Source organism: Mesorhizobium sp. M1C.F.Ca.ET.210.01.1.1 (assembly GCF_004791585.1).
GTDB lineage: Bacteria > Pseudomonadota > Alphaproteobacteria > Rhizobiales > Rhizobiaceae > Mesorhizobium.
The window spans coordinates 107,967-128,726 of sequence record NZ_SRUU01000019.1 but is presented as its reverse complement, the minus strand read 5'-3'; the positions used below and the strand labels follow the sequence as shown (position 1 = coordinate 128,726).

Below are 20,760 nucleotides of genomic sequence, written 5' to 3'. Positions count from 1 at the left end.
GCAAGGAGAAAATGGTCATCCGTATCGCGCTCGCCCGCAAGCTGCTCGTCATTCTCAATGCAAAAGCACGCGACGCGCGCAGCGAGTTCGCAAATGCAACTTGACACCTCAGATAGTCGCTCATCCGTCGCCTTCGGCGACACCTTCTCCCACAAGGGGAGAAGGGGGAGCGAACCTCGCGGCGCCTCTGATTGGATGCTAGTACGAATGAGCTTTCTCAACGCGTTAGTCCCTGCCGTTTAGCGCTGCGTCCCCCTCCCCCTTGTGGGGAGGGTCGCTGCGAAGCAGCGGGGTGGGGGTGGCGGCGCCGGCCCCCCACCCGGACCTCCGGTCCGACCTCCCCACAAGGGGGAGGTAGGGCGCCGGCGCTACTGCGGTCGAACACATGCTTTATCTCCGGGTACAACATCCGGCCGCCCGGCCAGGGAGACGGGGCGGGCGGCCGGTCAGAGCTTTCGGCGGCGGGCGTTGCGCTTGCCGGCCGCCGGATAGCCCTGGTGTCTATTTCTGCGGCGCCTGGTCGATGATCGACTGCATGGTCTCCTGCGCGTTGGAGATGGCGCCGTCGACATCGTCGCCGAAGAAGACCTCGTTGACCATCTGCGTCCACGGGCCGTTGGCGGAGTTGATCAGGTCGTTGAACACCACCGTATAGGGCGTGCGGCCCTTGGCCATCGCCTCGGCCGCCACCTGGTAGCGCGGATCGAGGTCCTTGAGCGCGTCCTTGGCGATGTCGCCGCGCACCGGCAGGCTGCCGTATTTGGCGAGGATCGTCTGGCCTTCGAGCGAATAGGCGAAGTCGAGGAACTCCTTCACCACGTCGATCTTCTTGGTGCCCTTGGTGACGACGAAATTGTCGCCGCCGGCAAAGGACGACCAGCCGCCATCCTTGCCGGGCAGGAAGGTGATGCCATAGTCGATGTCCGGATACTGCGTGTTGAGCGCGCCGATGGCGAAGGCGCCGGACGGCGAGATGCCGATCTTGCCGCCGGCAAAGGCGGCGAAGAAGTTGGCGCCGGTGTCGGTCTGCGCGCCCTCGGGCACCAGGCCCTTCTTCACCATCGAGCGGTAGAGGTCGATGGCACCGCGCAGTTGCGGACTGTCCAGCGTCGCCTTCGAGCCGTCCTCGGACAGGATATCGCCGCCCGAGGCCCAGATCAGCGGCGTGAAGGTGAAGATGTTGCAGCCGCCGCAATTGCCGGAAAAATAGAAGCCCTTGATGTCGCCGCCGAGCGCGTTGACCTTCTCGGCGTCGGCCTCGATCTCGGCCCAGTTGGTCGGACCCTTTTCCGGATCGAGCCCGGCCTGCTTGAACAGCTTCTTGTTCCAGATCAGCACCGAGGAATCGGCCGAGAACGGCAGGCCGTAGACGCGGCCCTTGTAGGTGCCGGTCTTCACATGCGCCGGCGACAGGCTGGCAAAATAGGGGAGCGACTTCGCCCAGTCGGTGATGTCTTCCAGTTGGCCGGCGGCGGCGAAGGACGGCGTGTAGATCAGGTCGAGCGAGAGCGCGTCGGGCGCCGTGCCGCCGGCGGCGGCCGCGCCATATTTCGGGATGATCTCGGCGTTGGGGATGATGTCGAGCTTGATCTGGTCCTTATGCGCCTTGTTGAAGGCATCGACGATGCGCGGCATGAAGTTCGAGCCGTCGGCGCGCACCCAGATGTTGGCGGTCTCGGCGGACGCGGCCTGCAGGCCGCCGCCGATCACGGCCGCGGCTAGAGCCAGCTTGGCAATGAAGGTCTTCACGGTATTCCTCCTCATGGTTCTCCTCCCAGTTCGGCCGTTGCGCGACGGCCCGTTTCGTTGATGCCTCAGCCGCCCGGCGGACGGCCGCATGACTGACGCACCACCAGCCGGCACGGCAGTTTCCTGATGCCCGGCGCGGCCGGCTGGCCGCCCACGAGCGAAAGCAAAGCAAGCCCGGCCTCGCGGCCGAGCGTCGAAAGGTTCATGTCGACCGAGGTGAGCGGCGGGCGCGTCGCTTCGGCCACGATCTCCCAATTGTCGAAACCGATGACGCCGACATCGTCGGGCACGCCGATGCCGCGCTCGCGCAGCGCATCGATGACGCCGCGCGCGATCTGGTCGTTGCCGCAGAAGACCGCGTCGGGCCAGCCTTCCCTGCCCGCCTTGCCGAACAGCTTTGCCACCGCCTCATGCCCCCAGGCTTCCGACCAGGCGCCCAGCAGCGGCTCGGCCGTGGGCAGGCCATGCTCCTCCAGCACATCCCGATAGGCCTGGGCACGTGCGTGCACCACCGCGAAGCTCTCCGGGCCGCTGACATGGGCGATGCGCCGGCGCCCGAGCCGGCAAAAATGCTCGACCGCCAGCCGCGCGCCGCCGGCATCGTCGGAGACCAGCCCGACCGCGCCGGGATCCGGCTGGGTGAAGGCATAGACCACGGGCACGCGCAGGTTCGAGAGGTCGACCGGCAGATGGCGGTCGATGCGTTTTCCGGTGGCGATGATGCCGTCGACGCGCTTGTCGAGCATGGCCTCGACATGCAGCTGGCCGAGCCTGGTGTCGTCCTCGACATTGCACAGGAACACCGAGACCCCATTGTCGACCAGCGCATCCGAAACGCCCGCCATCAGCGGCAGCGAGAAGCGGCCATAGGTATCGTTGGTGAGCAGGCCGACGGTGAAGCTGCGCTTGCGCAAAAGGCTCTGCGCCAGGCTGTTCGGCCGGAAGCCGAGCAGCCGCGCCGTCTCGCGGATGCGCTCGCGCGTCTCGGCAGTCATGCGCCCCTGCCCGTTCAGCGCCTTGGACGCCGTCGCCACGCTGACGCCGGCCGCCGCCGCCACCTCGCGCAGGGTAACCGGCGGCTTGGCGGAAACTGGCGCTGGCTCGGCGTCGGCGGACATGGGCGCGGCGGATTCCCTTAGCTGGGAAAAGGTTTTCCCTTAGCGCCCTGCGCGGTGATGACGGGTGAGGTCAACGGGCGCAGCGCGATTTGGGAAAAGGTTTTCTCAAGGGAGATTAGGGGAAGGGGGAGAGGTTGGCAAGGGGGACTAGGTTAACTGGTGACGCAAACCACCTGGACTGGATCGAAGTCCAGGGTCAGGGCTGAGGACAAGCTCTCAGGAAGCGGGTGCTCCGGCGGACGGCAGCACAGTGGGATATGCAGGCCGCTTCGAACCGGCCTTCAGTCAATTCGAGCTGCTTGGAGTTAGGAAGAATCTCCGTCCCAGCCCTCGATTTCATCGGCTTCCTCCCCTGTCTCGAATTGAGCCGCAACAAAGTCGAATGCGGAATGGGTCAGGTTAAGACCGCGCACTTGGTCAAAATGATCGAACGTCTTGCTGAGATACTTCGATGCTAGGTAGAGCCAGCTGAGATCGAACGACCCTGGAGCGATTGCCGCGCCGCGATGCCAGCGATGAGCCGGGTTCTCGCAGTGGATCGTGTTGAACATGCTTACATGTGCCCAGTTTGAGTGTACAACGCCGCTAAATGGCTGGTAGACATAGTTGTAGAAGTCGATAAAGCCGGCCTCCTCGGCCATCTTTCGAATATTGAGGCCGGACCAACTGCCGAGGTTCACCTCGACAAAAGCCTCCATCCGCTGTCCTGCTAACCAGCCGCTCCAAAGTTCGATCATCTGGCGCAATTCGTCAGCATCGTCGGGATCAGCCGCAGTCTCCAGAGCTCTTTTTTGATGAGCGATTTGTAGCTTAATAGCGCCCAGTCCATCTTCGACATAAAGCCGGGCCCGTGGACGAGGATCTTTTAGAATCCAAGCTAGATTGATGAAGACGTCAGCAATTGCTCGCAGCAGAATGGGCGCCGTATGCGGAGTCCATATGCCCGGAGACGATGCCATTTCCATAGCCAGCGTCGCTTGCCGGCAAAGGAGTGCCGTAACCACCTCGAAGACCTCGATTTCATTTAGGTCTAGCGGCCAATTTGCAAGCCGAGCACGGAGATCCGCCCGGACCGCGTTTCGATAGACAAACTGCTCAAGTGGATCATCGCTATCAGGCGTTTCGTCTTTGAGTGTGTCTGGAAATAGACAGGGACCGAAGCCGGAAATATGCTCCCAAAATGACGCAACCCACGGTGCGTCGTCCTCAAAGCGGGCGTTATCAAGATTCACCCCCATGAATAATGTCGGGAAAGCCGCTCGAAAAGCGCCGGCGGCATGACGCGATTCCTCCGTCCCTGGATAGCCACCAATAACCTTGAATCGCTCGATAAGGTCATCGATCAGATGACCAGCGACATGGATCTTTCCTTGGTCGAGCCCTAACTCATAGCCAAGCGCCGCAGATAGAACGGCCATGCGACTGTTGCGGTCGTAAAACTCACGGAGCAGCTCGGGAAAGCGCGCCTTCTGATCCGGTTCAACGTCCACTTTTCCTAGAAACGCCAACGGATGACTGGGCATCACTGCCGCCAGCGGCGCTAGCGATTGGCGGACGTTTGTTAGACTGCCCAGGTCAAGCGTGAATGTCATCGCTTCTTTTGCGACGTCTGAAAGGTCCGCGAACGTGCTGAACTTAACGAACATGGGACACTCGGCCCCGTTCATCGCCGCGCAAGCCGTTCGGCCTAACGCACGGGCATACCCCCGAGCCGCCTCGTAGCCAAGATGGTCGATCAATAGACCAAGCCAGAGCGCCTCGGGCACAAGCTGACGCGTCCAGGAATATTGCGACAACTTCCCCCCGACCTTATGCAAAAAGGGCGGCACGAGCTTACGCTTGACAGCTATGTGGTCCTCCAGGACCGGTTTGCGTGTCTCGTTAGTCATCTCCTTCCCACCCCGACGGAGACGTCCGGAATCCGAACTTCATGCCTGCCCATATCCCTTTGACTAATCCAACGAATAACTACGTCCCCGTCCTCGAGGGTTATCAATGCTCGGCCTAACGGTGCGTGGCCTATATTCATCTGCGCGTTCATCGCACGTGAGATCTCCGCCACGTTGACGGCAAAACGCGACAGTTCAACCGCGATGTTTTCCGCCTTGGTTTCGTTAATCACCAAGGCCGTCCCCCAAAACGAATCAGGAATGTCAATTCCGATTACCAACGAGGCACCGGGGCCGGCTTGCTTAAGCGCTCTTGCGAGTGCATCGCTTGCAGTCGCAAGGGGTGCCATCTCCTTTCGCTTGAGCATCGCCTTGGCAACGTCGTAAAAATCGTCCGCGAGACGTTTCCCGGCTGTTGAGGCAAAGGTCACTAAGAATGCAGTTGCTGCCGCGCCTAAGGGCAACCACAGGGCAGCGCTGCCGATGAGTTGAATAATCTGCGGAGGATCAATCGATCTGGTGTAGTAATAATCCGGTTCCCCGATGTTAAGATGCGTTCGCAGTTGATCGTGCAACTCCTCCGCAGCCCTTGCATCGAAGCCTTCAGATAGAACCAGGCTGATTTGGGTGTTCTTCCCCGCAGTCATGGAGCCCCCGCTTTCGAGACGATAGCTTGAAACTGTAGCACTACCATGAAGCTTCTATCTATTTCTTGACAGCCATGTCCAAATCTATTCTTGTGAATCGGCCTACATTCGAACGGCCCAAGTCACACTCGCTCCGGCCCGACCTTACGCTGTTTTGCTCAATCAGCAAAATCATTCTCGGGCCGCTTGCTTCAAAAGCTGTGACCGTCAATGCGTTTAGAAATGAAACCGTCCCGTTTCCACCTGGCAGTGAGATACCAGACGACTCGTTCTGCTGCTGCCAGTAATCTCGTTCGGACGTCAAGAAACTGGCTATTTCAGCAACATTTCGAAATACTCGATCAACCTGCTGGTTAGGAAGGGTAAGCCTGATCGGAAAGGCACTATCTTTTGATTTAACTGGCATCTTTGCGTAGCCCCGAAAGGGGACTAGTAGCAGTGAGTCTTCCTATGATTACTATCGTCAATTGCTGTGGAAAGCGGGGACAGAATGAACCGCGATCTCGCATTCTGCCGCGAGAACTCCGCATTACAGGCGTGTTCTCGGAAACGCGCTCCGAGCTCGTAGCAGCGGGGCTCCCCAAAGTGGACCCGATCGTTGGCTTTTGCCGCCTGAGGCTGCCGATCGATGGATGGTCCAACGCATGAAGCGCAACATCACCGGGGGTCGCGTTTTGATCGCATTGTTGTATCGCCTCTTCTCACGAATGACCAACCGAAGCAAATCCCGGTCGAGCCAGCAATATACCCCCACTATCGAAGAAGTAGTGAGGATGGCCCCCAAGCTCAACGAATGGGCCTCCATGACCGCGCACGCCTATGGACTCTATGCGGGAATCAATCAGGCTATCGGCGAGACGAAGGACAAAGCTGCTCCGGTCGTCGGTCATGCCGACTATTACCGCCAAATGGCAGCACTACTTTGCGTCGTTCGCGTCTTCGCCACCGTCGATAGGCAAGCTAAGATATCGCTGCAGTCGGTGCATCGCTACTTTAAGAAGCCAGAATCGGTGGCGGAGGTTGCGCAGGCCTACGCCGCTTCGCCGCCCCAAGGTTCACCAAACCCCGTGCAATCACAAAAATTCATCGATCAATTCAATGCCGACTATGCACGTATCGATTGGAAGGCTCTCGGCAATCTTCAGAGTTTCAGAAACACCGCAATAGCGCACATTGGCTGGGATGAAGTGAATCGCTTTGTCACCTTTGGACAACTCGAGGCATTGCTCGGAATCGTCTCGAAGCTCGCAGGCCAACTGACCGTGATGACGTCAGGATTAAATAACTGGCCTGATGAACATCGGGAGAGTGCTCGCGACAACGCCTATCACAAATGGTCGGCGATTTTCGCCGCTGATGCAGCCGACAGAATTGACTACTGAGCGGATCAGCGCAAACTAAGATTCGACATTGTACAATACAAGAGTATGTCTGAGGCCAGAAAAGAATAACTTTTTAATTCTACTTGGCTGGCGACCCATCTCACTGCTTAAAGCAGTGCTCCCGATGCCACTGCAAGAACCGAGGATGCGGGCGTTCAGACAGTCGGCTCGGCGAGAGTGCGCGGCGCGTTTTGTTGATGAATCCGTGCACGCTGTCGAGGTCATTGACCTGCCGCGAGATCAGGATTTCCAGATCGTCGGAGAGGCTGATCAATCCACGATCGAACATCCAATGCGCTGTGCCGGACAGCGCAATGCCGTTGTTGATGATATCCGGGCCATTCCTTTCGACCGGTCGAATATGGGCGGCTGACACCTCCGCCCGCCCGCGACCGTTGATAAGTTTGAGACCTGTGATTGCGCAGCGTTCGTCATAGGCGCGCAAGACAACGCGGCGGAAAACGCGGTCTCGCATGATCCGAGACCCAAGATAGCTCACGCGGTCGCGGGGCTGTTCGAACTCGAATGGCACCTGCTCTTCCTCAAAGCCGGCACCAACCTCATCAACGCGTGGCAACAGCAATTCATTCGTGTCCAGCCCCAGATCGATAATGCGATTGAAGTCGGCTGGACTGATCGGCCGGACGGCCGATTGGGCTCGACCGGAAAGGAGCCCCTCTTCATTGAGCAAACCTCGTTCAACGAGACCATGAGTCCCGTTAAATGGAACGGGATTGGCGAAATCGAGGTAGGTTCCGTCCTCTATCAGAGCGAGGAACATATCAGGTGTTGCAGGATCAGGGATGACCTGTTGGACTTTGGCTACGGCGTAGTAGCCACGGGTCTCATTTACCTTGCTGGGCTCGTAGTAGATGATCCAGTCGCCGACGCATGCTTCGACACGGCTAAGATACGGGCGGGGAAATTGGTATTGCTCTGCGGGGCGGTCATTGTATCGCGAATCCGAGCGGTGAATGAAAACCCCAAATGCCATGATCTTCTGCAATGCGTTGCTTGGAAGTACGTCCGAGCTGATACAGCCCGATATTCGGAGCTTAGTCTAGCTGTAGAATCTTTCCCCAGCCGGCTCGCCTACCGCTTCCTGAAAAACCCCGACAGAATATTCGGCCCCACCTCCCCGGGCCGCAGCCTGATGCCGTCCTCGAATCCGTTTAGCGTCACGCAGTCGAAGCCGTTGTGCGCGAGCAGCGCCACCAGCGAGTCGCGGTCGAAATGGTGCAAGTGCTCGTTGGGCAGGCGCATGCGCCAGGTTCGGAACCATTCATCGCCGTCGGCGCCGAGCTCACGCCAGCGGCAATAGGGGACGGCGACGGCCAGGTGCCGGGTCTTGAGGCGGCTTAGGAACCCCAGATCCGGGATGTGCTCAAGCACGTCGAACATGGCGACGAGATCCCACGCGCCGGCGAGCGCCTCATCCCAATCGACGAAGCGGACACCCGCGGGCAGCGGAAACTCGGCGATGTCGCAGCCGGCGCAATCGGCGACCCCGGTAATCTTGGCGGCTTCGATGAATGTGCCGGTGCCATATCCAATTTCCAGCACGGAGCGAGGAATCTCGCCGGTGATCCCCAGCACCCAGCCAAGCCGCTGATAGCCGAGCTTGATGGTCCGGTCGCTCAGGTCCTCGTAATAGGAAATATACTGCTTGTCGTACTTGATCGGCGTGAAGTCGATCTGGTGGATCACGCCAAACCGGTCCACCTCGTAGTTGTCCAACATGAGCCTGCCGCCTCCGGATTCCGAATTCCTAACATGGCCGAGCTAAACGCAGCGTCACCGGCAATGCCGGCTCGCTCATGGCATCGAGCACATGCGAGCGACGTATAGCCTGCCCATTCCACCCCGCCCCGCTTTCTGCTTGAATACCCCAGCCACCTACCCAGGAGCACCCCCATCTCAACCGACCCCTTCGCCCCTCTCCGCCAACGCTTCCTCGCCCGCTGCGCCGATCAGCTCGCGGAGCTGAAGGCCGTGCGTGAAGGCGGTCCCCTGCCCGGCTCCAGCGATTCCCTGGTCAAGCTTGCCCACTCGCTCGCCGGCGCGGCGGGGACGTTCGGCTTTGCGGAGATCAGCGCGCGGGCGTCAGTGCTGGAGACGCTGCTGGTCGAACAGGCGGATGGCGGGAGCGTCCGCGCGGCGCTCGATGCTTTAGTCGCAGAGATCGAGCGGACGCTGGCCTGAGGCCGCCGGCCGGGCTCACTTCCTTGCAGCGCTGAGGCCGCCGGCCATCCTCACTTCTTCGCGGCGCCGAGGCCGGTCCTCGGCATCTCGCCCCAGCCCTGGTGGCCGCGCAAGAATTGCCACCAGCCCTTCACGCGCCAGAAATTGTTGAGCTGGCGGTAGCCGAAATTCTCGATCACGGCGACCGCCGTCAGCACGGCCAGGTCCCTGGCCCGTGGAAAACGCTGCAGCTCGGCCTCTTCGAGGACGAGCGAGCAGACGCTCACACAGACGCCATAGGTGAAGATGAGCGAGGTGAAGGCAAGAAGGTACTCGGCCGAAAGGATGCCCAGCAGCCAGAAGGCCGGGATCAGGAAATAGCCCAGCACCTCCGCCACGGGTCCCAGCACGTCGACGATGAAGATGTGGCCGAAGCCGAGGAAGCCGACGCGGCCATAGCGCGGGTTGAAGAGCATGGCGCGGTAGCGGAAGAAGCATTCGAGCGCGCCGCGCTGCCAGCGCGAGCGCTGCCTTGCCAGCACGCTCAGCGTTTCCGGCGCCTCGGTCCAGCACACCGGCTCGGGGATGAACTGGATGCGGTACGTGCGCTTCTCGTCCCGCATATAGCGGTGCAGCTTGATGACGAGGTCGAGGTCCTCGCCCATCGAGCCCTTGGTGAAGCCGCCCACCGCCACCACTTCGGCGCGGCGGAACATGCCGAAGGCGCCGGAGACCAGCATCAGCGTGTTGATGCGGCTCCAGGCTAGGCGGGCCATCAGGAAGGCGCGCAGATACTCGACCACCTGGAGCAGCGGCAGCACCCGGCGCGGCAGATGGATCTCGCGCACCCTGCCCGCCTCGATCCTGGAGCCGTTGGCGATGCGGATAGTGCCGCCGACGGCGATGGTGCGCTCGGGGTCGTCGATGAAGGGCTGGGCGGCGCGCATCAGCGCGTCCGGCTCCAGGATGGAGTCGCCGTCGATGACGCAGAAGAGCGGCGCGCGGCAGACATTGATGCCGGCGTTCTGGGCGTCGGCCTTGCCGCCGTTCTCCTTGTCGACCACGAACAGCCGCTCGGTCATCGGCGAGGAATAGAGGCCGCGGATCGGCATGTGCGCGAGTGTCTCCTCGTAGGGCCGATGGAATTTCACCAGCCTGAAGGCCTCGATCAGGCGCTGAAGCGTGTCGTCCTTCGAACCGTCGTTGATGACGATGACCTCGAAATTCGGATATTCGAGCGCCAGCATCGAATGGACGCTGTCGACCACATTCAGCGCCTCGTTATAGGCGGGCACCAGGAGCGCGATGGGCGGCGCGACGTCGCCATAGCGGTGCCACAGCAGCGCCGAGCGCGCCACCGGCGGGCGCAGGGAAAGCGCATAACCTGCGACGACGAGCTGCAAGAGGTAGATCGCCGTCTGCGCCAACCCGGCCGCGATGATGAACCAGGACAGGATGGTGGCTGCAAGAACGATCTCGTGGCTCCAGTCGGCGATCATGCGGCAGGCCCCTCGGCAAGAATAAGCGAGGCGGTGCGCTGGCTGCGCGAGACTTCGCTGGCCGCGATATCGCGCAGCAGCCGCTCTCCCGGCTGGCCGAAGGAGCGCAGCGCGTTGGCGGCGGCATAGCGCACGGTCCACACCTCGTCGTCCATCAGCCTGGACAGCGGCGCGGCGAGCTCGGGGAGACCGAGGCGTCCCGCGGAATCGGCAGCGGCGGCGCGCACATCCCAGTCGTCATTTTTCATCGCGCCCGCAAGAATGGCCGGCGCCTCGGCATGCCCCGTGAGGCCGAGCGCCCGCAGCGCCGCGGCGGCGACCTCGGGCGATTGGTCGTCGGCGGCGCTGGCGAAGAAATCGGCGAAATGGAACCCGGCGACACGAGCCAGCGCGTCGATGGCGGCCGCCCGGATGAAGGGCACGACGTCGGTGCGCGCGGCGTGATCCCTGAGCTCCTCGAAGCGCGCCGGCGGAAAGCGCCTGAACAGCTCGATCAGGCGGCGCGAGCGCTGTCCCGCCACGCCGACCTTGCGCAGCGCAATGCCGAGCGGCGGCAGGCTGCCGAGATCGCAAAGCGCGATCGCCGCCGCGATCCTGACCTCGCGCGAGCGGTCGCGGTCGAGTGCCGAAAGCAGGCTGGCAACCGCGTTTTCCGAGCGCAGCGCCGAAAGCATCTCGGCCGCGTGGATGCGTTCGGCGCCGTTGCCTTTTTCCAATTGCCTGCCGATGAGGGCCGGCAGGCCGCATTCGTTGAAGGCGGCAAGGACGTCGTCATATTCCTCGCCGCGCAGCAGCGAGATGAACTCGAAGCCGGCATTGATCGCCACGCCCGCCGGCACCGAGAGAACCGCCGCCTTCAGCGCCTCGCGATCGCGGCTTTCGGTGAAGGCGATCAACGCCGTTAGCAGCCGGCGGCGCTGATCGGCCGCCACCCTGGCCCGGCGCTCCTGCAGCACGCGGCGCGCGATCAGGAACAGCATGATCACCAGGGAAATCGCGCTGAGCAGTATGGAGAGATCCCAGATCAGCCACATGGTCAGAACCGCGCGGTCAGACCGAAACCGAATATGCTCCGGTCGAATGTCGGGCGTTGTTCATGCGCGATGCTGGCGCGCAGCGTCAGCGGGTCGCTGACATCGAAGGAGATGCCGCCGAAGACGGCGCGCGTCGGCACCAGCGTGCCGTCGGAGATCTCGGGGGCGTCGGCATAGCCGCCGAACAGGTTGACGCGCTGCGTCACGGCGAGGTCGGCGCGCAGCACATAGCCGTCGGCGCGCGTGCCGATATCGTCCTCGGCATGCACCCAGCGGGCAGAAAGCCCCAGGCGGCCGTCGAGGATATAGGTCTGCAGCCAGGGCTGGATGCTGGTGACGTTGGTATCGGCGAAATTGTCGTAGCGGGCGTCGATGTTGAGCGACAACGGGCCGAACGCCTTTGCCGACGCCACGACCTGCCACGAGGCGCCGGCGCCGATCGAATAGCGCGCCAGGAAATCGGCATCCGGCGTCGCCGCGGCCAAGGCATAGGCGGAGAAGGCGGGCGAGAAGGCCTGGTCGATGCGGCCCTCGATCTGGACGTCGGTGTGGCCGAAGCGGGTCGCCACACGGGTGCGGCCCGAAATCGTCGTGCGCGGGGTGAGCCGATAGGCAAGGCCGGCCGAACTGTCGGTCCAGTCGCCGAGCCCGTTGGTGAGATCGCTCACCTCGCTGCCGAGGTCGAGCCGCCATTTGCGCGGCGGCGGCACGGCCAGCCTTTGCTCGATATCGGCAGAGCCGGGCTCGACGGCGAGCGCCTGATGATAAGCCTGCCGCGCGGTCTCGTCGTCGCCCTCGGCGCGGCGCACATCGCCGAGCCCGACCAGCGCCTCGGCATTGCGCGGCTCCAGCGCAAGCGCGCGCTGGAACGCTTGCCCGGCCCGCGCGTAGTCGGCCTCGAGCAGGGCTATCCTGCCGTCGAGGGCGAGCGCCTCGACATTGTCCGGCGCGGTCGCCAGCACGCCGTCGACCAGCGCCCGTGCGCGCGGCGCGTCGCCCTGCCAGATCGCCAGGCGCACCTTGCCCAGCCGCGCATCGAGAAGGCCGGGCCTGATGGCCAGCGCCCGGTCGAAGAAATGCCCGGCTTCGTCGAAGCGCCGGCTGGAACCGGCGACAAGGCCAAGGGCGACCAGGATGTCGGTGTTCCTCGGCGCCAGCTTCAGCGCCCGGCGATAGGCCTGCTCCGCCTCCGGCAGCTTTCCGGCTGCGCGCAGGCGCCTGCCCTCTTCCAACTGCACGGCGACGGGATCGGGCCGCCGGCGGGGCGTCTCCTTCGCCGGCGCCGCGGCAGTCGGAACCGGCCTTGCCTGGCCGGCCTGTCTGGCCTTGCGGATGTTGTCGACAAGTGCCGCGGCGTCGGCATTGCCGGGGTCGGCCTGAGCGACTTTCGCGGCGAGCGGCAGCGCGGCGTCCAGATTGCCGGATCGGAACTCCACCTCGGCCATGCCGAAGCTGGCGTCCCGATAGGTCGGGGCAATGGCTAGCGCCCTGGAAAAAGCGTCGCGCGCCGCCGCCAGATCGTTGCGGCCGAGCTCGGCGAAGCCGAGCTGCACCAGGGCGTCGGCATTGTCGGGCTTGAGCGCCAGCGCGCGCCGGAAAAGATCGGCCGCCTCGTCGAAGTGCTGCGCTTGCCTGGCCTTGACGCCGGACGCGTAGAGCTCGTCGACCGTCTGCGCCATCGCCGCGGCCGGAGCGGCGGCGATTGCCAGGATCAGGCTCGCGGCAAGGGCCGCGCGCCGGCCGCGCCGCATCAGCGCTTCCCGCTCTTGCTGCGCGCGATAAGACGCGCCAGCCGGGCCAGAAGCTCCTCGGGAATGAACGGCTTCACCAGATAGTCGTCGGCCCCCTTCTCGAGGGCCGAGACGATGTCCTTCTCGGCCTTGCGGGCGGTCAGCATGACCACCGGGGTCTCGGACAGGGCCGGGTCGCCCTTGATGCGCGCCAGCACCTCGACACCGTCCGCCTTGGGCATCATCGCGTCGAGCACGATGATATCGGGGCCGTCCTGCTCCGCCTTCGCCAGCGCCTCGGCCCCGTCCACCGCCTTGATGACCTCGTATCCCTTCGCCCTCAGCCTGAATTCCATCAGCTCGAGCAACAAGGGATCGTCATCGCAGATCAGAACTCTTGCCTTCGCTCCAACCACCAGTCCTACTCCGGTTCCATCGCCCCCCGGAGTGATCAACCCATGAACCGGCATCCGCCAATGCGGTCCATGCAAATAAAGCCCGCGCGAACCACTTCGCGCCGGCCGATGCCGCGCGATCATGGAAAAAGCCGATTCGCGGCAGCCGCATTTCGATACAATCAGTAGATGAATATCGGGGCATGGTACAGACGGCAAACCAAGCTTGCCTGACCTTCTCCTGATCTTTCAGGCCCGGCCGCCGCCCGACGAAAGCAGCTTCCTGACTTCGCCGGCAAGCGCCATCGGGTCGAAGGGTTTGGCGATGACGCCCACCGCTCCCATGGCGAGATAGCGCTCGACCTGATGCGTCTGGGTGCGGGCGGTGATGAATACCACGGGTATCGACGCCGTCAGCGGCGAACCGGCCAGGCGCTGCAGGGTTTCCGGCCCGTCCATGTCCGGCATCATCACGTCGAGCAGGATAAGGTCGGGCTGCCAGTCGGCGGCGTCCGTCAGCGCCTCGACGCCCGAGGCGCAGGACCGCACCTCGAATTGCGGGTCGAGCTCCAGTGACATCTGGGCGATCTCGCGGATGTCGTCCTCGTCATCCACATAAAGGATCCGTGCCGGCATCGATGTCACTCCCCTGCTTGCTCGGTGGGTCCCGCAGCGTTGCGGGAGGCAATCAACATGCTTCTGACCAGCTTGGCGACATCGATCTCCGATGCCCTGGTCTTGGTCATGATCGCCTGAACCCGATCGCCGAGTTTCTCGTCCATCTCAGCCGCCGAGAACACGATGACCCGAGTCTCCAGCGGCAGGTCGATGAGCAGGTCCAGCCCCGATCCGTCGGGAAGTGCTATGTCCAGGATCACCAGGTCGAAGCGATGCTTCGCGACCGCACGCCGGGCCTCCTGCAGCGTTTTCGCCGAGTTGATCGAGACGCCCGGACCGAGCCCCGCCGACATCACGGCAAGCACACCCTCGTCGTCCTCGACATGCAGGATCCGCGGCTTCGGCTCGACCCTGCGGCCGACGATCTTGGCGAGAGCGGCGTGAAGCCGCGCCGAATCCACCGGCTTCTCCAGCCAGTCGACGATGCCGACCGCGGTGCCGTTCAGCGAGCGCTTGGCCTCGTCGGCGACGGCGGAGATGACGATGACCGAAATGTCGGAATTGCCCGGCGATGCCCTTATGTCGTGGAAGAGCTTGATGCCGGATTCCCCCGCCAGCCTGATGTCGAGCGTCAGCGCCACATAGTCGCGCGAGCCAAGGAGCGCCTTGGCGGTGTCGATGTCGGGGGCGGCGTCGCTGGAAAAGCCTTCCGCGTCGAGAAGCGCCGCGATCACCGCCGCGACGTCGGGCTCGTCCTCGCAAATGAGGACACGCAGCCGGCCATCGCGCTTGCGCGACCGGCGCTCGACCAGAACCGGCTTGGCGTCCCGCCTTTGCGCTTCCGCGAGGTCGACGTGGAAGGAAGTCCCCTTGCCTTCCTCTGTCTCGAAGGAAACGGCGCCGCCCAGCTTTTCGACAATGGTCTTGACGATGCTCAAGCCCAGGCCGGTGCCGCCCTTCTTGCGGGTGCTGGACGCGTCGGCCTGCTCGAACTTGCCGAATATGCGGCTGCGGAACGCTTCCGGAATGCCTGCGCCCTGATCGATAACGGAGATGCGCAGCATGTCGCGGTCCCGACGCTGGAGCGTCACCGTCACGGTGCCGCCGGGATCGGAGAACTTGATCGCATTCGACAGCAGGTTCGCCATTACCTGATGCATGCGGTCCGGGTCGATATTGGCCTCGGCGCGGGGGGCATCGTCGACCAGGACGATGCGGATCCTGTTCTCGGCCAAGTAGTTGGAGCTTGCGGCAATGGCCTGCTCCAGGACCGGGCGGACAGCCATCTGCTTGATCTTGAAGGTGATCACGCCCGATTCGATCTTCTCCATGTCGAGGATGTCGTTGATGAGAAGGACCAGCCTTTCGCTGTTGTTGTGGGCGATGTTGACGAGATTGGCGGCCTTGGGCGGCAATTCGCCCGCCACGCCGGCCGCGATCAGGCCGAGCGAGCCGCGGATGGAGGTCAGCGGTGTGCGCAACTCGTGGCTGACCGTCGAGATGAAATCGTTCTTGACCTGGGCGTTTCGCTTCTGCTCGGTGATGTCGCGATTGTAGGTGATGACGCCGGCGATCTTGCCGGACTCGTCGTGGAACGGTGCCTTCAGCGTGTAAAGCCAGCCCTCCCTGCCGTCCGGGAAAAGCGCCGGCTGATCAATGCGCAAGGTCTGCCCGGCCTCCAGCGCGCTCTTTTCGTCCTCTTTGAAGCGTTCGGCCACGTCCTTCGAATAGAAATCGAAATCCGTCTTGCCGATAAGGTCTTCGACCGAGGCCGCGCGCATCATTTCGGCGGTGGCTCGATTAGCGGCGATGAAGCGCCCGTCGACATCCTTTATGTTCAGGCAATCCGGCAGCTCGCGAACCATGGCGCGGTAGATCATGTTGGACGTGGCGAGGTCGCGCCGCCGCTGCTGTCGATCGAGCAGCACGCCCATGACGAAGGTGCTGAGGAAGCGGAACACAAGCGACGGCAAGGTGCTCTGCTGCACGAAGCCGGCCACGACCTGCGGCGGCATGACGACAAGCGTGATCAGCCCGGCGAGCGCGACCGAAACGCTGAGGCCGAGAATATCGAACATGGTGCGCGACCGGGCCGCGACGATGTGGTGCCACGCGATGCCGACAACAGCGGTGATGAGGATGCTCATGATCCCGACACTCAACTGCCCGCCGAGATGGATGCGATAGGCAATGGAGCCGGCGGCTGCGACGACCATTGCCGGCCATCCACCGAAGAACGCGGCGGCGGCGATGAAGGCGGCGCGCAGGTCGACGAAGAAGCCTGAGACGGGCAGAGCCGTCGCGATGGAGATGATCGCGCCCACGCACATGACCGCGCCCAAAAGCAGCGACTGGATCAACCGCGGGAGACGGCCGGTGAAATCCGCCACAAGGTCCCAGGCAACGACCAGGATGGAGACCAGGGCAAGATTGGCGAGGAGTGAGTGCCATATCTCGGACATGACTTCCGGCTCCTTTTTTTCGACAGATATCGGCAAAACCTATCCGATATCTAAAGAGGCCACGCGCCGGCCTGGACAGCAAGACGGCCGTCGCCCCGGACCGGGCTAGGCCGATCGACAGGCCGTCCTGACCATTTCTGGGAGCATCGCCCGATTCTGCCTGTCGTTACGGCAGTTTGACCATCGATGTGGCATTTTCGCCACCACTGATTGAAACAACTCCTGCTAGAAACGCGCCGGGTTTAAAAAGGGGTATGGGGCTATGCTTACGCGCTTTTCAGCGAAATCTATTCTATTGGGCGCCGTTTCGGCGGTTGCTTTGATGTCTGCCGCGCACGCCGCCGACGTCGTTCAGCCGGTCGAGGCGTCCGGCTACAACTGGAGCGGGCTCTATGTCGGCTTCGGCGTCGGCGCCGGCGCCAATGTGCATGAGATCAGCAGCGACTTCATTCCAGGCATTTCACTCAACGGCATCGGTGGCGAGGGCATCTATGGCGAAGCCACCGTCGGCTACGACTACATGGTCTCGCAGCGCTTCCTGCTGGGTGCCCTGCTCGACGCTCATGTCGGCACCATCAAGACCTCGCTCGATGCCGGCGGCCTGAGCGCCGACATCAAGGAGACCTATGGCTTCGACGTCGGCGTGCGCACCGGCTATCTGTTGACGCCGAGCACGCTGGGCTACGTGCTGGGCGGCTATGCCTGGCAGAAGTACAAGCTCGACACCAATGCCGGCTTCGGCATGGACTGGGACCAGGGCGGCTTTTTCATCGGCGCCGGTGTCGAAACCGCCATCAACGCCAACTGGACGATCAAGGGCGAGTACCGCTACACGCGCTTCAGCACCACGGACGATCTGCTCTCGCAGTTCGGCGCACCGGATGGCGCGCTCAACCTCGACACCTCGCGCCACACCTTCCAGGTGGCCGCCAACTACCGCTTCAACGCCGCCAATGGCGGGACTGCCGGCTTCGAGACGCCGGCCTACAACTGGACCGGCTTCTATGTCGGCGGCGGGCTCGGCGCCGGCGCCTCGGTACATCAGATCGATGTCCCGCCATTCGGCGATCTCGAATTCAATGGACTGGGCGGCGAAGGCGTGTTCGGCGAGGCGAGCCTGGGCTACGACCAGGACTTCGGAAGTTGGGTGGCGGGCATCATGGTCGACGCGCGCTATTCAGGCATGACTTCCGAGCTCGATCTCGGCGGCGGCCAGATCAACCTCGACACCGACTATGGCTTCGACGTGCTCGGCCGCGTCGGCATGAAGGTCAACGAAGCGACGCTCGCCTATGCACTGGCCGGCTATAGCTGGCAGCATTTCGATCTCAACGCCTCCGATCCGATCGGCGATATCATCGACTGGGGGTCGAGCGGCTTCTCGGTCGGCGGCGGCCTGGAAACGGCATTGTCGGACAAGATGACGGTCGGCATCGAATACCGCTACTCGCAATTCGAGAAGCATGACTTCTCGGCGGATCTGGGCGCGCCGGACGGCAGCATCACCTCGACGCAGTCCTTCCACACCGTGCGGATCGACGCCAAGTACAAGTTCAACTAAGCAAAGGCCCTCCAGCCAAATGCGAAAACCCGCCCAACGGCGGGCTTTCTTGTTTGTCGGAAACACGCCAGCGTGCACGTCCTATGGTGCGAGCCCTGACCAATGGAGAGCACCATGAGAAAACTCATCGTCACCGAGTTCATCAGCGTCGACGGCATCGCCGAGGTCGAGAAGCTGCCCAGCGTCACCTGGAACGACGAGATGAACGCGTTCAAGGAGGACGAGCTCGCCGACAGCGGCGCCATGCTTCTCGGGCGCACGACCTACGAGATCTTCGCCGGCTCATGGCCCTCCGAAACCGGGGACTTCGCCGACCGCTTCAACGCGCTGCCGAAATATGTCGCCTCGACCAGCCTGAAGGCGCTCGACTGGCAGCCGGCGGAATTGCTTGCCGGCCCCCTGCCCGAAACGGTCGCCAAGCTGAAGCGAGAAAGCGGCGGCAACATCTATGTGCACGGCAGTCTGAGCATCGCCAGGCAATTGCTCAGCCACGGTCTCGTCGACCGCCTGAGGCTGCTCGTCTATCCCGGCGCCGTCGGCCAGGGCAAGCCACTGTTTCCGGCCGAGGAGTCCGTAGCGCTGGAGATGGTCTCGGCGGTGCCGTTCAGCAACGGCGTGGTGGCGCTGGAGTACAGGCCGGCGGCGAAACCGTAGCCGCCGCGCGGCCCGAACGATCGAGGGCGAAATGAGATCGCTCCCGATCGGTGCTTGGACGGCCGCAGCTTCGTCAAACGTGGAGCTGCAGATAGCTCCCCGAATAATGCAACGCGGAGGCTACAAGGCCGAAATGATCTGTCTCGTCCAGGGCAGACAGAACCTGCGTCTGCGACAGGAGAAGGTTGTTGCCGGCGGCGCTGTCGGTGGTGGCGTTCATGTCGGCGAAGATGGAGCTGCCGGACGGCACGCCGCCAACTGAGCTTTGCCAAGCTGTGCTGCTTGCCTTGACCGTCGTGGTGAAGCCGTCTTTGCCCGCTTCCTTGGCGTTGTTGTAGTTAAGGACATAGTTGCCGCCCTGCTGCGTCACACCGCCGTTCTGGATCAGCCAGTCGGCGATATCGGCGATCATGCCGTCCGGAGCGTTGAAGTTCGGAACACCAGCATCGTTCAGCAGCGTGGTGATCGCATAGCGAACGAAATCGCCGAGCTTGTCACCGCCCTTGCCGTTCTGCCCGCCGACGATCTCCTGGGCATCGTCCCATTCGATGACCAGATTGCCACTGGACCCCTGGAACACCAGGTCCTTGTGGCCGTCGCTATCGACATCGAGATTCCCAGGCAAAAGGTTGGCGATGTCTGGCTGCACGATCGTGCCGGCGGCGGCGAGCTTGGAAGCGAGGGAGACCCCGTTGCCATCCACCTTGCCGTTGCTGTTGTCAGGACCGCTGATCGGAGCGTCCCACACATATTCATGATTGTACCAGAATCCCGGGGTGAGCCCCAGGACGCTAACCTCGTGATTGCCGAACGTCAGAGCGTCGCCGACGTCGACTTCATCTTGCAGGGGATCGAGCGGCCCTTCCTGCCCGCTGACAGCCACAAGTTCCTGTCCGCTCAGGACGGTCACCGTGGTGGTGGCGTCGCCGATGCCATCATTGTCGTGGTCGACGGTCGGCGTCCAGGTCGTTCCATCCGTGAACAGCTCGGTGATCGTGTACTCGCCCGGACGAAGGTTCTCGAACGAGAAGTAGCCGTTCGCGTCCGTCACGGTGTCGACGGTGTCGATGGTGCCGTTGCCGTCCACATCACCCTGCAACTCGATGGTGATGTTCGCCATCGGGGTATCGGTCCCATCGAATTTGCCGTTGCCATCCACGTCCTCGAACTTGAAGCCGTGAATGGAACCCAGTTGGACATTGACGAAGTCCTGGTCGGTCAGGTTCTGGCCGGAGGTCAGGTTGTCCTGGTCGATCTGCAGCGGGCTCACATTCGTCCAGCCCGACTGGCTCTCCTCCTTGATCAGGTAGTCGCCGGGCAGCAGGCCGGTGAACTGGTAGGCGCCGTTGGCGTCGGTCGTCGTCTGCGCCACCTGCTCGGCGGGATCGGCGATGTTGTCGTGGTTGTCGTCCTTGTAGAGCGTGATCGTCCAGTTCTCGACCGGCGTCTGGTCACCCGTCGTCCCCAGGCTGCCGTCGGCGTCCTCGAGCTTGTGGCCCGAGATCGAGCCGAGCTCGACATTGACGAAGTCCTGGTCGGTCAGGTTCTGGCCCGAGGTCAGGTTGTCCTGGTCGATCTGCACCGGGCTCACATTCGTCCAGCCCGACTGGCTCTCCTCCTTGATCAGGTAGTCGCCGGGCAGCAGGCCGGTGAACTGGTAGGCGCCGTTGGCGTCGGTCGTCGTCTGCGCCACCTGCTCGGCGGGATCGGCGATGTTGTCGTGGTTGTCGTCCTTGTAGAGCGTGATCGTCCAGTTCTCGACCGGCGTCTGGTCACCCGTCGTCCCCAGGCTGCCGTCGGCGTCCTCGAGCTTGTGGCCCGAGATCGAGCCGAGCTCGAAA

17 protein-coding genes and 1 pseudogene are annotated in these 20,760 nt (G+C 62.9%); 5 read left to right on the top strand and 13 right to left on the bottom strand.

The window, feature by feature from the left end:
- Positions 1–104 (top strand): annotated as a pseudogene (locus EN853_RS35325) (IS110 family transposase); the annotation flags it as partial.
- Positions 105–501: 397 nt separating this feature from the next.
- On the opposite strand, the gene EN853_RS21280 reads toward EN853_RS35325, so the two are convergent.
- The 4 genes from EN853_RS21280 to EN853_RS21265 all read right to left on the bottom strand — a co-directional run bounded on the left by EN853_RS21280 (position 502) and on the right by EN853_RS21265 (position 5,403).
- Entirely contained in the window at positions 502–1,749 is a 1,248-nt protein-coding gene (locus EN853_RS21280) for a sugar ABC transporter substrate-binding protein (protein WP_127861412.1), read from the bottom strand.
- A gap of 65 nt (positions 1,750–1,814) precedes the next feature.
- Positions 1,815–2,867: a LacI family DNA-binding transcriptional regulator gene (locus tag EN853_RS21275; protein WP_127861316.1), complete on the bottom strand. Its 1,053-nt coding sequence runs from the start codon at positions 2,865–2,867 to the stop codon at positions 1,815–1,817.
- Positions 2,868–3,172: 305 nt separating this feature from the next.
- On the bottom strand, positions 3,173–4,513 hold the full coding sequence (locus EN853_RS21270) for a DUF5677 domain-containing protein (RefSeq protein ID WP_127861317.1): 1,341 nt from the start codon (positions 4,511–4,513) through the stop codon (positions 3,173–3,175).
- 239 nt (positions 4,514–4,752) lie between these two features.
- A complete protein-coding gene (locus tag EN853_RS21265; RefSeq protein ID WP_127861318.1) occupies positions 4,753–5,403 on the bottom strand; it encodes a hypothetical protein in 651 nt (216 codons plus the stop codon).
- Between the two features lie 644 nt (positions 5,404–6,047).
- On the opposite strand from EN853_RS21265, the gene EN853_RS21260 reads away from it, so the two are divergent.
- Complete coding sequence (locus tag EN853_RS21260) at positions 6,048–6,785, top strand: hypothetical protein (protein ID WP_127861319.1); 738 nt, start codon at positions 6,048–6,050, stop codon at positions 6,783–6,785.
- A gap of 100 nt (positions 6,786–6,885) precedes the next feature.
- Here the strand turns inward: EN853_RS21260 and EN853_RS21255 are convergent, their stop codons facing one another.
- On the bottom strand, positions 6,886–7,779 hold the full coding sequence (locus EN853_RS21255; protein WP_127861320.1) for an HNH endonuclease: 894 nt from the start codon (positions 7,777–7,779) through the stop codon (positions 6,886–6,888).
- A 98-nt stretch (positions 7,780–7,877) separates the two neighbouring features.
- Positions 7,878–8,525, bottom strand: a complete 648-nt coding sequence (locus tag EN853_RS21250; protein WP_127861321.1) for a class I SAM-dependent methyltransferase — start codon at positions 8,523–8,525, stop codon at positions 7,878–7,880.
- Positions 8,526–8,777: 252 nt separating this feature from the next.
- Here EN853_RS21250 and EN853_RS34660 point away from each other — a divergent pair, with 252 nt between their 5' ends.
- Positions 8,778–8,987, top strand: coding sequence for an Hpt domain-containing protein (locus EN853_RS34660; protein WP_245517135.1), 210 nt, complete (start codon positions 8,778–8,780; stop codon positions 8,985–8,987).
- A 50-nt stretch (positions 8,988–9,037) separates the two neighbouring features.
- Here EN853_RS34660 and EN853_RS21240 read toward each other — a convergent pair whose 3' ends face one another.
- The 6 genes from EN853_RS21240 to EN853_RS21215 all read right to left on the bottom strand — a co-directional run bounded on the left by EN853_RS21240 (position 9,038) and on the right by EN853_RS21215 (position 16,704).
- Positions 9,038–10,465 carry a glycosyltransferase gene (locus EN853_RS21240; protein ID WP_167524543.1) on the bottom strand — a complete coding sequence of 476 codons (1,428 nt, stop codon included), beginning with the start codon at positions 10,463–10,465 and terminating at the stop codon, positions 9,038–9,040.
- The gene (locus EN853_RS21235; protein ID WP_127861323.1) at positions 10,462–11,499 is read right to left on the bottom strand and encodes a HEAT repeat domain-containing protein; all 1,038 of its coding nucleotides are present in this window, start codon (positions 11,497–11,499) and stop codon (positions 10,462–10,464) included. The genes EN853_RS21240 and EN853_RS21235 overlap by 4 nt, the downstream gene beginning before the upstream one ends.
- Before the next feature lie 2 nt (positions 11,500–11,501).
- Positions 11,502–13,250, bottom strand: a complete 1,749-nt coding sequence (locus EN853_RS21230; RefSeq protein ID WP_127861324.1) for a YaiO family outer membrane beta-barrel protein — start codon at positions 13,248–13,250, stop codon at positions 11,502–11,504.
- On the bottom strand, positions 13,250–13,645 hold the full coding sequence (locus EN853_RS21225) for a response regulator (protein ID WP_127861325.1): 396 nt from the start codon (positions 13,643–13,645) through the stop codon (positions 13,250–13,252). The genes EN853_RS21230 and EN853_RS21225 overlap by 1 nt, the downstream gene beginning before the upstream one ends.
- 228 nt (positions 13,646–13,873) lie before the next feature.
- Positions 13,874–14,260, bottom strand: a complete 387-nt coding sequence (locus tag EN853_RS21220) for a response regulator (protein WP_127861326.1) — start codon at positions 14,258–14,260, stop codon at positions 13,874–13,876.
- A gap of 5 nt (positions 14,261–14,265) precedes the next feature.
- A complete protein-coding gene (locus EN853_RS21215) occupies positions 14,266–16,704 on the bottom strand; it encodes an ATP-binding protein (RefSeq protein ID WP_127861327.1) in 2,439 nt (812 codons plus the stop codon).
- A 262-nt stretch (positions 16,705–16,966) separates the two neighbouring features.
- Here EN853_RS21215 and EN853_RS21210 point away from each other — a divergent pair, with 262 nt between their 5' ends.
- Positions 16,967–18,265 carry an outer membrane beta-barrel protein gene (locus EN853_RS21210; protein ID WP_127861328.1) on the top strand — a complete coding sequence of 433 codons (1,299 nt, stop codon included), beginning with the start codon at positions 16,967–16,969 and terminating at the stop codon, positions 18,263–18,265.
- A gap of 114 nt (positions 18,266–18,379) precedes the next feature.
- A complete protein-coding gene (locus tag EN853_RS21205; protein WP_127861329.1) occupies positions 18,380–18,919 on the top strand; it encodes a dihydrofolate reductase family protein in 540 nt (179 codons plus the stop codon).
- A gap of 73 nt (positions 18,920–18,992) precedes the next feature.
- Here EN853_RS21205 and EN853_RS21200 read toward each other — a convergent pair.
- A partial coding sequence (locus EN853_RS21200; RefSeq protein WP_210236091.1) for an SdrD B-like domain-containing protein occupies positions 18,993–20,760 on the bottom strand: 1,768 nt, incomplete at its 5' end.

Excerpts from the sequence above, each read along its gene's own strand:
- EN853_RS21250 (WP_127861321.1), bottom strand. The coding sequence starts at position 8,525 with ATGTTGGACAACTACGAGGTGGACCGGTTTGGCGTGATCCACCAGATC.
- EN853_RS21260 (WP_127861319.1), top strand. The coding sequence starts at position 6,048 with ATGAAGCGCAACATCACCGGGGGTCGCGTTTTGATCGCATTGTTGTAT.
- EN853_RS21235 (WP_127861323.1), bottom strand. The coding sequence starts at position 11,499 with ATGTGGCTGATCTGGGATCTCTCCATACTGCTCAGCGCGATTTCCCTG.
- EN853_RS21215 (WP_127861327.1), bottom strand. The coding sequence starts at position 16,704 with ATGTCCGAGATATGGCACTCACTCCTCGCCAATCTTGCCCTGGTCTCC.
- EN853_RS21220 (WP_127861326.1), bottom strand. The coding sequence starts at position 14,260 with ATGCCGGCACGGATCCTTTATGTGGATGACGAGGACGACATCCGCGAG.
- EN853_RS21275 (WP_127861316.1), bottom strand. The coding sequence starts at position 2,867 with ATGTCCGCCGACGCCGAGCCAGCGCCAGTTTCCGCCAAGCCGCCGGTT.
- EN853_RS21240 (WP_167524543.1), bottom strand. The coding sequence starts at position 10,465 with ATGATCGCCGACTGGAGCCACGAGATCGTTCTTGCAGCCACCATCCTG.
- EN853_RS21270 (WP_127861317.1), bottom strand. The coding sequence starts at position 4,513 with ATGTTCGTTAAGTTCAGCACGTTCGCGGACCTTTCAGACGTCGCAAAA.
- EN853_RS21230 (WP_127861324.1), bottom strand. The coding sequence starts at position 13,250 with ATGCGGCGCGGCCGGCGCGCGGCCCTTGCCGCGAGCCTGATCCTGGCA.
- EN853_RS21255 (WP_127861320.1), bottom strand. The coding sequence starts at position 7,779 with ATGGCATTTGGGGTTTTCATTCACCGCTCGGATTCGCGATACAATGAC.
- EN853_RS21205 (WP_127861329.1), top strand. The coding sequence starts at position 18,380 with ATGAGAAAACTCATCGTCACCGAGTTCATCAGCGTCGACGGCATCGCC.
- EN853_RS21265 (WP_127861318.1), bottom strand. The coding sequence starts at position 5,403 with ATGACTGCGGGGAAGAACACCCAAATCAGCCTGGTTCTATCTGAAGGC.
- EN853_RS21210 (WP_127861328.1), top strand. The coding sequence starts at position 16,967 with ATGCTTACGCGCTTTTCAGCGAAATCTATTCTATTGGGCGCCGTTTCG.